Annotated in this window: 12 protein-coding genes and 1 other annotated feature (1 of these 13 only partly in view); of the genes, 1 reads left to right on the top strand and 11 read right to left on the bottom strand. The window is 37.8% G+C overall.

Going from position 1 to position 13643, the window contains the following annotated elements; all coding sequences use genetic code 11:
- Positions 1-94: a binding site (T-box leader), on the bottom strand; it reaches 150 nt to the left of the window's first position.
- A 118-nt stretch (positions 95-212) separates the two neighbouring features.
- The 11 genes from IGI58_RS16095 to IGI58_RS16045 all read right to left on the bottom strand — a co-directional run bounded on the left by IGI58_RS16095 (position 213) and on the right by IGI58_RS16045 (position 12739).
- Positions 213-680, bottom strand: coding sequence for a Fur family transcriptional regulator (locus IGI58_RS16095; RefSeq protein ID WP_087640123.1), 468 nt, complete (start codon positions 678-680; stop codon positions 213-215).
- 124 nt (positions 681-804) lie between these two features.
- A complete protein-coding gene (locus IGI58_RS16090) occupies positions 805-1671 on the bottom strand; it encodes a CvfB family protein (protein ID WP_087640124.1) in 867 nt (288 codons plus the stop codon).
- An 18-nt stretch (positions 1672-1689) separates the two neighbouring features.
- Entirely contained in the window at positions 1690-2016 is a 327-nt protein-coding gene (locus tag IGI58_RS16085; RefSeq protein WP_412523568.1) for an AzlD domain-containing protein, read from the bottom strand.
- Positions 2006-2713 carry an AzlC family ABC transporter permease gene (locus tag IGI58_RS16080; protein WP_087640126.1) on the bottom strand — a complete coding sequence of 236 codons (708 nt, stop codon included), beginning with the start codon at positions 2711-2713 and terminating at the stop codon, positions 2006-2008. The genes IGI58_RS16085 and IGI58_RS16080 overlap by 11 nt, the downstream gene beginning before the upstream one ends.
- 206 nt (positions 2714-2919) lie before the next feature.
- Positions 2920-4851 (bottom strand): cell division site-positioning protein MapZ family protein, encoded by a 1932-nt coding sequence (locus tag IGI58_RS16075; RefSeq protein ID WP_429952597.1) that lies wholly within the window; start codon positions 4849-4851, stop codon positions 2920-2922.
- Positions 4852-5055: 204 nt separating this feature from the next.
- A complete protein-coding gene (gene rpoD / locus IGI58_RS16070; protein ID WP_087640128.1) occupies positions 5056-6162 on the bottom strand; it encodes an RNA polymerase sigma factor RpoD in 1107 nt (368 codons plus the stop codon).
- 77 nt (positions 6163-6239) lie between these two features.
- On the bottom strand, positions 6240-8144 hold the full coding sequence (dnaG, locus tag IGI58_RS16065; protein WP_429952598.1) for a DNA primase: 1905 nt from the start codon (positions 8142-8144) through the stop codon (positions 6240-6242).
- Positions 8145-8427: 283 nt separating this feature from the next.
- Complete coding sequence (locus tag IGI58_RS16060) at positions 8428-9333, bottom strand: SPFH domain-containing protein (protein ID WP_412523567.1); 906 nt, start codon at positions 9331-9333, stop codon at positions 8428-8430.
- A gap of 52 nt (positions 9334-9385) precedes the next feature.
- On the bottom strand, positions 9386-9619 hold the full coding sequence (locus IGI58_RS16055; RefSeq protein ID WP_087640131.1) for a hypothetical protein: 234 nt from the start codon (positions 9617-9619) through the stop codon (positions 9386-9388).
- 29 nt (positions 9620-9648) lie between these two features.
- Positions 9649-11985 carry a cation-translocating P-type ATPase gene (locus IGI58_RS16050; protein ID WP_429952600.1) on the bottom strand — a complete coding sequence of 779 codons (2337 nt, stop codon included), beginning with the start codon at positions 11983-11985 and terminating at the stop codon, positions 9649-9651.
- Positions 11986-12121: 136 nt separating this feature from the next.
- Complete coding sequence (locus IGI58_RS16045) at positions 12122-12739, bottom strand: lysozyme family protein (RefSeq protein WP_429952601.1); 618 nt, start codon at positions 12737-12739, stop codon at positions 12122-12124.
- A 173-nt stretch (positions 12740-12912) separates the two neighbouring features.
- Between IGI58_RS16045 and IGI58_RS16040 the strand changes: the two genes are divergently transcribed.
- Positions 12913-13632: an alpha/beta fold hydrolase gene (locus IGI58_RS16040; RefSeq protein WP_429952602.1), complete on the top strand. Its 720-nt coding sequence runs from the start codon at positions 12913-12915 to the stop codon at positions 13630-13632.
- Positions 13633-13643 lie beyond the last annotated feature (11 nt).

Here is a 13643-nt window from a genome sequence, read left to right as displayed (position 1 = left end):
AGGAATTCGGATAATCCAAGTTTGTGCGCCTCTCAACCACCGGCTACTTTCTGTACAACTGTCTTATCTTACTAGTTCTTATCGATACTTTTATTGTTTATTGAAGCTATTGTATGAGATTCTTCAAGGATTGTCAATCATTTTTGCAAATAAACGACAAAAAGCCAAACAAAAGTATCTAAAATACACGTTTGGCTTTTTCAAATAGAACACTATTCTTTTGTTTGATTTTTCTTTTTCTGCTGACATTCTTCACAAATACCATGAAAGGTTAAGCGATGATCTTTCACCATGAAATGATAGCGTTGCTCGATCACTTGCTCGACTTCACCGAGAAGGTCCTCTTCTACTTCTTGAATATTGCCGCATTCCAAACATAGCAAATGATGATGGAAATGCTTTGCACCTTCTTTACGTAAATCATAACGGGCTAATCCATCATTAAAACTTACTTTATCGACGACCTTTAGATCCGTCAATATTTCCAGTGTGCGGTAAACAGTTGCTAAACCAATTTCAGGGCTTTTTTGTTTGACTAAAAAATAAATTTCTTCTGCTGATAAGTGATCTTTTTCATTTTCTAGTAAGACTAAAACCGTTGCTTCTCGTTGAGGCGTTAGTTTGAATCCAGATTCATGCAATTGTTGTTTCGTTTTCTTTAAAGCAGCAGTTGAATCCATAGTTGGCAGCCCCTTATTTAGAATGATTTTAAACTAGGAATGTAATTCCTAGAATTAGATTATAATTAGTATAAAATAACTGAAGAACATTTGCAAGTGATTCTCAATTAGAATGAAAAAAGATTTATTTCTCCTCTTTTTCCAATAAAATAGTAAACCCAGATTCCTGCTTGATCTTCCCTTGTTTTAGCAAGCTGCCGATTGCCCGCTTGAATTGAGCTTTGCTGATACCGAATGTCTGCTTGATTTCCTCAGGATTCGATTTATCAGTAAAAGGGATCTTATGATCAGCGGCTCTTTCTAAGAAGGTCAAAATCATCAGCGCATCATCACTAATGACTTCATATCCTCTAGGTTTCAATGAAAGATTCAGCACACCATCAGGACGCACACCAATGACTCTGCCATTTACTTTCTCACCTAAACGTGGCTCTTGATAACGTTCGGAAGGATGGATAAAGCCAATTTGAAAATCATCTGTTAGAACAAAAGTACCTGCCATCTTTAAACGATAAACGATGCCGCTGACATTTTTGTTTTTAAGGTCTTCAGTTCCAGGCTTAGCCATTGCTTTAAACAATTTTTCATCTGCTAATTCACCCCAAATCCGGTCTTTGTCATCGACTTTGAGTGCAATCATTAGTTGGTCATCTTTCTTAGGCCATAATTCGCGCATAACAGGCAATTCATCAAGAGATACTACTACATCCTTATCCTTTAAGCCAATATCGACAAAAGCGCCCAGATCTCTTCTAGTACCCGTTACCGTCCCGAAAGCAAATTGACCGATTCGAGCTGCTGGGATCACCGTTGTCATTTCCGGCTCTTGTTTTTGATTTAAGTAGCCGAATCCTTCAACTGCCTCACCGATTTCATGAGCTCCTTCTTCTTTTGCTAAACGAAAAGTGATCCCGTTTTTTTGTAAAAAGTAATATCCGTCATTTTCATCGATCACCAATGCGGTAAAAATTTTTGCTAATAATTCGTTCATAGTATGCTCCTTCTGGCCTTAGCCTAAAAAAATGCGTAGTAAAGCTACCGTTACGATCCCGACTAAAACGGTTTTCATTAAGTCTTTCGTACGAATAGCTACGAGTAAAGTGGGAATACAGCCTAATGCTTCTATTACTTTTACCCGGGGAAAACCTGTTGTCTGAGCCTCTAAAATACTCTGAAATAAAAGTGCAGTCAAGATACAAATAGGAATAAACGATAAAAATCGTAAAAACCATTTAGGAAAATCCACACGTTTTGAGATCAGGAATGGTAAAATCCGCGGAATCCAAGTAACTAATGAACATCCTAAAATAGTCAGCAGCACATAATTATTCATCACGATAATTCACCACCCCGACTGTACAACCTAATAGTGTAGAAAATAAAACAGAAAGTTCTGGGGAAAAGAATCCCATAAATAGATAAAGTGAAACGATCACCGTTCCTAAAACGATCAATGTTTCTTTGGTATGTTTTTTTATTGGATCATCCAATTGCAATATGAATAAGCCGGCAAACATCGCAACTAACGCAAAATCCAAGCCAAGTAAATTTGGATCTGGAATCCAAGTACCCAATAATCCTCCAATGACAGTGGCGAAAATCCAAGCAGCGTAAGCTGTGATATTCAAGCCGTGTGTCCATGCCGAAGAGACACGATTTTCATTATTTAAAGCTGACATCAAAACCCCATACGATTCATCTGTCAGAAGTGTTCCGATACCGATACTTGTGATCAGAGGCTCTTGTTTAAAATATGGCGCAACGGACATGCTCATCAAAAAATGACGTAAATTTACTAAAAAAGTGGTAAAGATAATTGCAGAAACTGGTGAATGTATTGCGAGCATGCCGCAAATGATAAATTGTGCACCTCCGGCATAAACCAAAATGGACATTAAAGCAATTTCCAAAATCGATAGGCCAACGTTTTTCCCAACGACTCCTGCAGCGATCCCGATGCCTAAATAGCCTAAAATGGTTGGTACACAAGCCATTACCCCTTCTTTGAATGTGTTATATTCTTTTTTTTCCATACTGTTTCTCCTTGTATTTAGCCAATCGTCATTGGCTATTTTCACCATAGGGCGTTTATCAAGACAACCAGTGATGCCTTTAAAAATGCAGAAACTCATTTTTTCTGTTTCGTGCTTGCATAAGCGCCTATATAGATTGATTCAGAAGGAAAACGAGACAAAAGTACAAAGACCTTTGCCTCATCTATTTCTTCTCAAAAAAATGATCATCTTCCAGCATTTCTTGAAGCATTTCCTTTGAACCAGCCTGTTTTAGCATTGATCGTAACTAAATACTGACCATCTCCGCCATAGAGGTTATAATAGCCTTCCCCATCAATGATTCTAGCGGGTTGTAATGAGTAATTACCTGCTGTAATGTATCCACGTTCAATACAAGTAGCAATGACTTTATCTTGAATCCCAGGTGCCCATACCCATGCTGGGTTACTCATATCGCTAACATCATTTGCATCTGCCGTATAAACAGGAGCCGTGTAAACACCATCAGCATTTGCAGGTGTGAATGTACTTGCATCTGGTTGTCCGCCATTTGCAGGTTGTACAGTATTTCCTTGCTCATCATAAACAGCTGTGTTCCCCGCTGACGACTGTCCGCTCGCTTGAGCAGATGCCGCTTGCTGCTGTGCTGCATTTGCTGTTTCTAGTTCAGTCAATGCTTGATCAGCTTTTGCCAGTGCTTCTGTTAACGGCTTACGTAACGTTTCACTCTTGACTTGATCGACTTCGGCTTTTGCAGCATTATAGGTTTCTCTTGTCAAGGCTTCAGTCGTTTGGTTATCCTTATAGACAACTTCAACTGCAGCTTTTGCTTTTTGTAATTGATCATATTGTGCGATTGCTTGATCGATTCCTTGGTTGATCAATTTGTCAAAAGCATCTTTTTCATCATATTTACTAATATCGACTTTTTTATCGGCCTTGATTGCAACATCATTTAACTTGTTTCCAGAAATAACTGGTTGATCAAATAGCTCATTGACCTGTGAAAGTGCAGCCTGCTTCGTCGTCACTTTATCATACAATGCTTGTAGTTTTTTGTGATCTTTATCATCTTTCAATGTATCTAGATTTTCTTTGATGGTTTTCGGACTAAGATTGACCATCTCCGGCTTGATAAACAGCTGTTTATCATCTGTAAAATAACTATTCAATTCTTTTTCTGTTTGAGAAGCAAGTTTTTCATTCGTTTCAGACACTTTTGTTCCATCAGAAGATTTCTTTTGTGTTTGGCTATAAGCAAACCACGATCCTCCTGCTAGTACTACGACCGCCGCCAAAATAATCGATAATTTTTTATAGTTTTTTGGTTTTGATGGTTTTGGATTGTCAGATTTAGGTTCAGCTTTACTAGATGGAGCCGCCGGTTTAGCGAAATGATCTTTAGCAGAAGACGATCCTTCTTCCCCATCTTTAAAAAAGATCGGTGCTGCGTCCATTTCGATTTCTTCCGGCTTTTTACTATTTGAAGGGATTTCAGTTGTTTCTTTCGGTAATGCTTTAGGACCGATTGGTTTTTCTTCTGGTTTAACGAATTTAGAAATTCCTTCTTTTGATGTATTATTTATCGGTTTTTCATTCTGTTTTTTATCCTCTTCTATAGGCTTCACTTCATCTTGTCCTTTATCAGTAGATTCTACTTCCGGCTCAGCCGCTTGTTCTGTTTCTTTAGAAGTCATCGGCTCTTTAAGCTCTTCATTTTCATTGGTCTTTTCAGCATTTTTTGTTTTCTCATCAGAAGATAACTCGTCTTTTATTTCTTCATTTTTATGGTCATTGATATATTGAGCTAACGCAGCTGTGTCTTCGAGGTCAGTCTTTTTCTCTTCGATTGTTTCCTCAGAGTCAATTGTGCTTTCCTCAGCAGTCGCACTTGTTTCTTCTTGCTGCTCATTGAACATCGTCATCACATGACCAATACTCATATCTTTCAATTCAGACCATTCAATATTTTCATTTTTTTCCTTATTAAGAAAACTTGAGGATGATTCTTCCTCATTGATCGTCGCTTCAGTATTCGTTTCCTCAGTTGAAATCTTTTCACTTTTTTGGTCTTCTTTAAAAGAATGACCACAGTTTAGACAGATTTCTTCTTTATTATCTATTTCAGTTCCGCAATTTGGACATTGTTTCGTCATTCATTCCGCCTCACATTCTATCATTCAAGTAAATCTAATCTACCATAAAAATGCTGTTCTTCCAATATGTACTATCTAACTTTTTTGTTACGATTATTTAAAAAAAGAGTGAAGCAAAACTAAACAAAAGTTTTGCTTCACTTTAAAACTTAGATAAACAGCGTCCTATCAGCTATTCTTATTCATTTTTAACTGTACCTACTCTTATTCTAAAAAGTCTTTCAATTGTTTAGAACGAGATGGATGGCGTAATTTACGCAATGCTTTCGCTTCGATTTGACGAATACGCTCACGAGTTACACCAAAAACTTTTCCAACTTCTTCTAATGTGCGAGTACGTCCGTCATCTAAACCGAAACGCAAACGAAGAACATTTTCTTCACGGTCAGTTAATGTGTCTAAGACATCTTCTAATTGTTCCTTCAACAATTCATACGCTGCATGCTCAGCAGGACTTGTTGCATCTTGATCCTCGATAAAATCACCAAGATGAGAATCGTCCTCTTCACCGATCGGTGTTTCTAAAGAAACTGGCTCTTGAGCGATTTTTAGAATCTCACGTACTTTTTCAGTAGGTAGATCCATTTCTGCTCCGATTTCTTCCGGCGTTGGTTCTCTGCCTAAATCTTGCAGTAATTGACGTTGGATTCGGATCAATTTATTGATCGTTTCTACCATATGCACTGGAATCCGGATCGTTCTTGCTTGGTCAGCGATCGCACGTGTGATTGCTTGACGGATCCACCAAGTCGCATAGGTTGAAAACTTGAACCCTTTACGATAATCAAATTTTTCAACGGCTTTCATCAAGCCCATATTTCCTTCTTGAATCAAATCAAGGAACTGCATACCGCGGCCAACATAACGTTTTGCAATAGAAACAACCAAACGTAAGTTAGCTTCAGCTAAACGCTGTTTCGCTTCTTGATCGCCTTCTTCGATCTTCAAGGCAAGTTCAACTTCTTCTGCTGCTGTCAGTAATTGAACGCGGCCGATTTCTTTTAAGTACATACGTACAGGGTCATTGATCTTGACACCCGTAGGAGCAGACAAATCTTCCATTTGGGCCTTTTCAGCAACTTTTTCATCTTTTTTCAGACTATGTTCACTAGGGTCGCCATTTTCATCTACAACACTGATTCCAGCGTCTTCAACTTTTTGAATCAATTTTTCCATTTCATCTGCATTCAATGTAAATGGTGTTGCTAATGTGTTTGTTAAATCATCATAAAAAACAGTTCCTTTAGGCTTGTTTTTCTTGATAAAGGCTGCCAGTGCAGCTGCATATTTTTTTTCTGTTTCTTTTTCCATGAAAAGAAGGCCCCCTTCATTTTTCCATTCAGCTAAATCTATAAATAATAGTCAAATACATGCTCTTAAACAGTTCGCTAAGAGGCTGTACGACTTTTTTGCAATTGTCTTACTAAGCCGATGACTTCAATGGATAATTCATCAACTAATTGTTTGTTGCCGATACGTTCTGCTTCCTTTTTTTGCTGTTGTTTCAAAGAAATTTGTTCTTCCAAGCTGGAATTTTGGATCACTCGTATGACATCTGCAATTTCACGATCCGAACTTTCTTCAGAAATCTTTTGAAGAGAGATATCAATAGCGAGTTTCTTCGTCGAATCTTCTTTCAAATAATCAACAAAATCAGCTAGTAAAAAATCACTATGAATACTCATATAGCTATCCAAAAGTAAATATAATTCTTGATACTGATCATGAGCAAAACTAAAGTCAGCCAGCTGCATGACCTGATTACGAATCCCCTGTTCATTCATTAAACGATAAATCAATGTTCGCTCCGCCTTTTCTACTTGAGTCAAAGGCAATTTATTTTGAGCAGATGGCATCGCTTCTTCTTCAAAAAATTCAGGTGGTTCGATCATCCCGTCTATTTCTAAAACAGGCGGCGGTACTGTTGCTTGCTGTCGTTCGCTTCTTTTGACGGAACGCTGTTGTGCTTCAAGTTGTCTCAACTGTTCTTCCAAAGAATGAAAGGATAATTGAAATTCCTGAGCGAGTTGGTTCAGATAACGGTCTTTTTCTAATGGTGACTGAACAAGTAGCAGCTCTTGGAGTAAATCATTAACATAATCCAGCTGTTCTTTTTCGTTGTTCATATTTCTCGATAAACGATGATACTGCATTTTAAAGCTGAAAACTGTCTCGCGACCATGAAGTGCAAGCTCACGAAAAGAATCACTGCCGTATTTTCTTAAATACTCATCCGGGTCAAGCTTTTCCGGGATACTAACGATACTCAACTTAAAGCGACTATGGTCACTTAATAAGGAAATCGCCCGATTGGTTGCTTCGATCCCTGCTTTATCCCCATCGTAACAAATAACAAGTTCTTGAGCGACTCGCTCTAGCTTTCGGATTTGTTCATTCGTCAAGCTGGTTCCCATCGAGGCAACACCACTAGTGATGCCGGCCTGCCAAGCAGCAAGTACATCCATAAAGCCTTCGAACAAAAAGACTGTATTCTCTTTACGAATTTCTTTACGGGCCTTATCAAAGTTAAAGAGTGTATCTCTTTTATTGAATAAGACCGTCTCAGGACTATTGAGGTATTTAGGCATATCGTCGCCAGAAAAATCTTCTGTTTTAAGCAATCGTCCAGAAAAAGCAATAATATTTCCACGATCATCATTGATAGGAAACATCACACGCTGATAAAAACGATCCAAAAATTCACCGTTGTCTCTTTGAATAAATAAACCTGATTCTTTAAACAATTCTTCGGCTGTTTGTTCATTTTGGAAAACCTGGCTTAAAAAATCTCTTTTTTTCGGAGCAAAGCCGATTTTAAATGTTTCAATCAACTCTTTCGTCAAGCCACGTTCTAGTAAATAGTTCAACGCAGGCTCGCCGATTTGCGTGTTCATCAATACATGGTGATATAAATCAGCAGCTTTTTTATGCAGTTCGATCAATTTACGATTTTGGCTATTTTCAGCTGTATCCGCATCATAAGAATTGCTCCAGTCGATAGATACCGGAATATTTTCAAGCTCTGCAACTCTTTTTACCGACTCAGGAAAACTGATTCCTTCGATTTCTTGTAGAAAATTAAAAACAGTTCCACCTTTTCCGCAACCAAAACAGTGAAATATCTGCTTGTCTTCTGCTACCGAAAATGAAGGGGAACGTTCTTCGTGGAACGGACATAGACCCATATAGTTCTTGCCGGATTTTTTCAATTGAACATACTGTCCAACAACATCAACGATGTTTGTTCGTTGCCTCACTTCCTCGATCACTTCTTGAGGAATTCTTTGTGCCACTGTTCTCACCTCCTAAAAAAAGCCAAAAGCTAATTCACGTGATAGTCAGTAAAAAAGCACTGAAACCTTCAGCGCGATTTTAAAAAGACACAATTACACATGGTTCATTGTATCATATTTAACATTATTTTCAAGTAAATTGCCTATTTATTTTCTTCACTCAAAAATCTTTTTTTATAGTTTACATAAAATAAATATGGTCACCTAAATCATGATATAAACAAAAAAAGAAGACAGATAATCAACTTATCGTTTTCTTTTCTTGTTTAATACGATATTTCCCTTAAAGTTCTGGAGTCGAATGCTCTTTCTTATCTTGAGCGGACCATAATTCTTTTGCTACAGGAATATTTCCTAATTCAGTCATATTGCTTGGTAAGATCACTGTATTAGTATCACTTTTCACCACTTCTTTAAATGCTTCTATTCCAAGATAAGCTAAGGCTTGATCATTTAAATCACTATCCTTGATTGCCTGATTCAATGCAAAAATCCTTTGTCTTTCGGCTTCAGTTGTAATGCGAATTCTTTCTGCCTCGGCTTCGGCATCGATTTTCGTACGTTCAGCTCGAGCTTCGGCGTCGATTTTTGTCTGTTTAGCACGCGCTTCAGCATCGATCTGCATTTGCGACGCATTCGCTTCAGAATCCAAAATAATCGATTGCTTTCTACCTTCAGAAATAGTGATCGTTGATTCTTTATCTCTACTGGCGGTAATCAATTTATTCATTGAATTAACGATTTCATCTGAAACTGAGATTTCTCCGATATTGATTCTATCGATAGATAAGCCGTACCCAGCAGTAATATCTTTGACACTTTCGAATAAACTCACATTGATTTCTTCCGTACCGTTTAGCACCTCATTCAAATCCATTTTACCAATGATACCGCGTAGATTTGATTGACAATCTTGAATCATCGAAGTCACAGAATCTTCGTTGTCATAAACAAATGCACGAACATCGGTTACATGGTACTTGATTGCTTCATCAACTTCCACGATTACGTTGTCTCTGGTAATCACACTTTGAGACTCGATTTCTAAAGGCGTTTGCTTTAGTGACACTCTTCCTCTAACTTTGTAAAGTACCGGAATTAGAAAATGAAGCCCTGGATCGATCGTTTTAACATATTTACCAAAGCTTTCAACGATCTTCACTTCTCCCTGCTGTACAATGATCACCATTTTTGAAACAAGTACCAAAATTAAAATAAGAACGACAATAAAAATTAAAATATTAAGGATTATCAATATAATTCACATCACTTTCGAATAAATAGTTGTTTACAGTTACAAATAATTCTGTACTAGAAAAATCAACGACTTCCAACATTGCACCCTTTTCAGGGATACCGTTGATCACACGATACATATAAGGACTGCCATAGATTCGAACGACTCCATTAAAATTATCTGTTGAAGACCGAAAACATTTTCCAATCGTTTTGCGCATTTGATATTCGCCGCTCATCATTTCCCCTCCTTATTTTTCACTCACTTTTAAAGCTCCTTGATTGTTTTACCTGCGCGTTTCATTTGATAAAATCCGATGATGATTCTTACGACAATATTTATCACCATCATCACAGCGAAGATCGGTAACGTTTGGCTAGTTAAAAAGCCGACTTCTAAAATATGGTGGAACAGCATCGCTGCAACATAAATACCGCCGATGGTTGTTACCGCAAGGAAAATCCGTAATGGATTAAACGGCAGACACGCTCTAACAACAGCCATACAACTGATCCCGATCAATAGATAATACATTAGAGTCGTTGTTTCCATTTGGCTAAACCCTCGTCCCTGAGCAATCAGGTAAACAGCAACGATGTTTAACACAACTAATACGGCATTTACAGAAGCATTTCTCAAAGCCGTAGGTAAGAACTTCCCTTTAACCTTCCGCTTATCACTTTCGAATGACAGGAAGAAAGCTGGATAGCCTTCAATAGCCAAATCGATCAACGTAATCTGGATCGGTATAAATGGGAATGCGATTGCAGTGAACATACAGATCATGGATAAAATGAATGAATAGATCGTTTTAATGAAAAAGATACTAGCAACTTTTGTGACATTGTTGACCACACGACGCCCTTCAAATAAAACATCCGGCAAGGTCGTAAAATCTGAATCCAGTAAAACCAAATTAGAAATCTGTCTTGTTGCGCCGTCTCCTTCTGCCATTGCAATACTGCAGTCTGCTTCACGCAAAGCTAAAACGTCATTTACTCCATCACCAGTCATCGCGACAACATGGTCATTATCTTTTAGTTCACGAACGATGATTCGTTTTTGCTGTGGTGTCACTCGACCAAAAACAGTATACTCATGTACTGCTTTACGAACCTGTTCTTCTGTGTCTAAAGTTGATAAATCGATATATGACTCATAACCGAACAAACCTGCTCGGCGAGCGATATTCGATACCGTTACTGGATTATCTCCGGAAATGACTTTTAAATCAATGCCTTCTTCACGTAAATAAGCTAGTGTCTCATTTGCATTTTGGCGAATCGGATCATCGATTTCTAACACAGCTAAAGGCTCTAGGTGCGGCATCGTTTGCTCATCCAAACGAATGTGTTCAGCAATCCCCAACATCAGCACACGATAGCCATTTTCCTGAGCATCTAAAACTTCTTTAGGTAGCCGTTCAGCTGAAAATAATTTTTCAGGCGCTCCAAGGTACACAGTCCCAAGCTCGGTAAAATCGATCGCTCCCCATTTTCTCTCAGAAGAAAATGGTAAAGTTTGTTCTGCACCATAACGATTTGATAAGTCAAAATGATCTCGAATCGCTTGCATCGTAATATTATTATCTGTACTTTCAGCTAGATAACTTCCTATAATCTGTGGAAAGTTCTCGTGATATTCAGCATGAAGCACTGTTACTTTTTGGACTTTCATTTTTCCTTCGGTGATCGTTCCTGTCTTATCTAGACATAGTGTATCGACATGTGCCAATGTTTCGATAGAATACATATCTTGAACTAAAATTCGTTTTTTAGCTAGCTTGGCAACACCTGTTGTCAACGCGATACTAATCAGTAAAACCAATCCTTTTGGCAGCATCCCTAACAAAGCAGCTGCTGAAGCGACGACAGACCCTTTTAGACCTGCATCTCTGATCAAAAATCCTTCTAAAAATAAAATGACACCCAATGGAATGATCACTAAACTGGTAAATTTCGATACTTTTCGAATCGAGTTTACTAGCTCTGATTGAATTGGTTTATGGACCTTTGCTTCCGCTGTAATTTTGACCGCATAGTTTTCAGCTCCGACATGGATGACTTTGGCATAGACTTGTCCACTCGCTAAAAAACTGCCGGAAAGTAGGATATCTCCACTCACTTTTTCGATCAAATCAGATTCACCCGTCAGCAGGGCTTCATTTGCCTCTGCTTTTCCTTCAATTACTTCTAAATCAGAAGGAACCTGTTCACCTGCTGCAATCACAACGATATCGTCCATGACTAATTCTTTGGTATCGATCTCGACCTCTTTTCCATCACGTACGACATGTACGCTTTCTTTGGCGACGATCGATAACTTTTGGACTAAATTTCTGGCATGAATCTCCTGATAGATCCCCATACCCATATTGACTAAAATAATTGCTAGAAAGGCTAGATTAGAATAAGCCCCAACAAAAAATAAACAGACGGCAATGGCAAAGTTCAAAAAGTTGAACAAGGTCATTACATTGTCGTAAATAATGTCTTTCGTTGATTTTGCAACATTTTCTTCGTAATCATTTTGTAGGCCTTGCCTCTTTCTCTCTTCTACCTCCGATTGAGTCAGACCCTGTTTTATATCAAAATTATTTGCCATGAATTAGCTTCCCTACTTTCTCCTTGTTAAAGATACACATTCTTTAGTTTACTTGTTAATAGAAAGAACTTCAAGAAAATCCTTGAGAATTCGTATAATTTCAACAAACGATCATTCTCAAGGATTATGTAGTTACTTATTTGAGCCATTTGATAAATTGCATGTTCATCTTGACAATATCTGCATAAAACATGTTTCCACCATTACGATATAAAAAACCACCGTTATGAAAAACTGCCTGCGGCCGATAATAACGATACATTTTTTGCTCGTCATTTCCTAATAAAGGCGCCAAAACATCTCTTGAATACTCTTCAGCTAAACGAACGGTATTTTTGCCTCCGCGTTCTTTAACAAATTCAATATAATCCAATCCAAAATTATAAGCCTGCACCGCAGTCCACTGATCACAACCAGCTGCTTCAGCCTTTTCAACTGATTGAGCTAAGTAAGCGACACCTGCGTCAATACTCTCTTTGGTCGTTCCGATCATATGTCTTTGACCATAAACACTCTCACTACTTTGCATCAGGTCGTCTGCTCTACCTTTTGATTCTGTATAAATAATTGCTAAAATCACATTCTTATATTCAGGAATATGGTTCTCCTTCACAGCTTCCTCGACCTCTGCCTCAAATGTCATCACATGTTTGACATTTTTACGAATGTCGTAGCCAAGATAACCCGCTACAATAATCAATAGTAATAATATTAATAATAGTGATCTTTTAAATAATCTCGCTAATTTGCCCATCATATCATCCAAACTTTTTTAAGGTATTACTTATCATACGTTATTCTAAAAAAAAAATCTAAATAAATGCTGAATTCTTTATTATTCTTTAATAAAAGGTTCCTAAATAAATATCTTTTCGGTTTGAAAACAAGTCAAAAACCGATATACTAAGAACGACAGGTGGGAATAAAATGAAACGAGAAAAAAGAGTGTTATCAGCAGCTGATCACAGTCAAATCTATTACGAAATTTGCGGCACCGGCTTCCCTTTATTTCTTCTTCATGGCAATAGCGGAAGCGGAAAATATTTCGAAAAACAGTTACCTGAATTCAGTCAACATTTTAAAGTGATCACCGTAGACAGCCGCGGACATGGGCGTTCTACGAATCAAAGTACTACCTTGTCATTTAACCAAATGGCAGAAGATTTACATTTGATCATGAAGCAGGAGGATATTCGGCAAGCTGATTTTGTCGGTTTCAGCGATGGTGCGAATGTTGCAATGGTCTTCACTAAAAAGTACCCCAAAGCTGTTCATCGCCTTGTATTAAACGCTGGTAATACAACCGTTTCAGGAGTCAAACTTTTTTTTAGAGGATTAACGGAACTAGAATATCTGTTAGTTCGCCTAGCTGCATTGATTAGTGAAACAGCAAAAAGATATTTGCCAGTTATTCAGTTGATGCGAAAAGATATCGATGTCTCAACAACTGATTTAAGCCAATTTAGAGCTAAGACATTAGTTATTGTCGGAAAACACGATGTGATCAAACGTGCCCATTCGATGTATCTGGCAAAAAATATTCCGAAGGCTTCATTTGTTTTAGTCCCCAGACAAGGACACTCTTTTGCAAGAAAGAATCCTGAGTTATTTAATCAAGAAGTGCTCTCATTTTTATTAGAAAAGTAGGTGTATTTAGT

Origin of the sequence: Enterococcus sp. AZ020 (assembly GCF_050499205.1) — a bacterium.
GTDB classification, from domain to species: domain Bacteria; phylum Bacillota; class Bacilli; order Lactobacillales; family Enterococcaceae; genus Enterococcus_L; species Enterococcus_L dunnyi.
This window is presented reverse-complemented; position numbering and strand designations above follow the sequence as displayed.

What these genes read in the sequence shown, in the direction of transcription:
- IGI58_RS16080 (WP_087640126.1), bottom strand. Translation starts at nt 2,713, where the DNA reads ATGGAAAAAAAAGAATATAACACATTCAAAGAAGGGGTAATGGCTTGT.
- IGI58_RS16060 (WP_412523567.1), bottom strand. Translation starts at nt 9,333, where the DNA reads ATGGTGATCATTGTACAGCAGGGAGAAGTGAAGATCGTTGAAAGCTTT.
- IGI58_RS16090 (WP_087640124.1), bottom strand. Translation starts at nt 1,671, where the DNA reads ATGAACGAATTATTAGCAAAAATTTTTACCGCATTGGTGATCGATGAA.
- IGI58_RS16095 (WP_087640123.1), bottom strand. Translation starts at nt 680, where the DNA reads ATGGATTCAACTGCTGCTTTAAAGAAAACGAAACAACAATTGCATGAA.
- rpoD (WP_087640128.1), bottom strand. Translation starts at nt 6,162, where the DNA reads ATGGAAAAAGAAACAGAAAAAAAATATGCAGCTGCACTGGCAGCCTTT.
- IGI58_RS16040 (WP_429952602.1), top strand. Translation starts at nt 12,913, where the DNA reads ATGAAACGAGAAAAAAGAGTGTTATCAGCAGCTGATCACAGTCAAATC.
- IGI58_RS16045 (WP_429952601.1), bottom strand. Translation starts at nt 12,739, where the DNA reads ATGGGCAAATTAGCGAGATTATTTAAAAGATCACTATTATTAATATTA.
- IGI58_RS16050 (WP_429952600.1), bottom strand. Translation starts at nt 11,985, where the DNA reads ATGGCAAATAATTTTGATATAAAACAGGGTCTGACTCAATCGGAGGTA.
- IGI58_RS16055 (WP_087640131.1), bottom strand. Translation starts at nt 9,619, where the DNA reads ATGAGCGGCGAATATCAAATGCGCAAAACGATTGGAAAATGTTTTCGG.
- IGI58_RS16075 (WP_429952597.1), bottom strand. Translation starts at nt 4,851, where the DNA reads ATGACGAAACAATGTCCAAATTGCGGAACTGAAATAGATAATAAAGAA.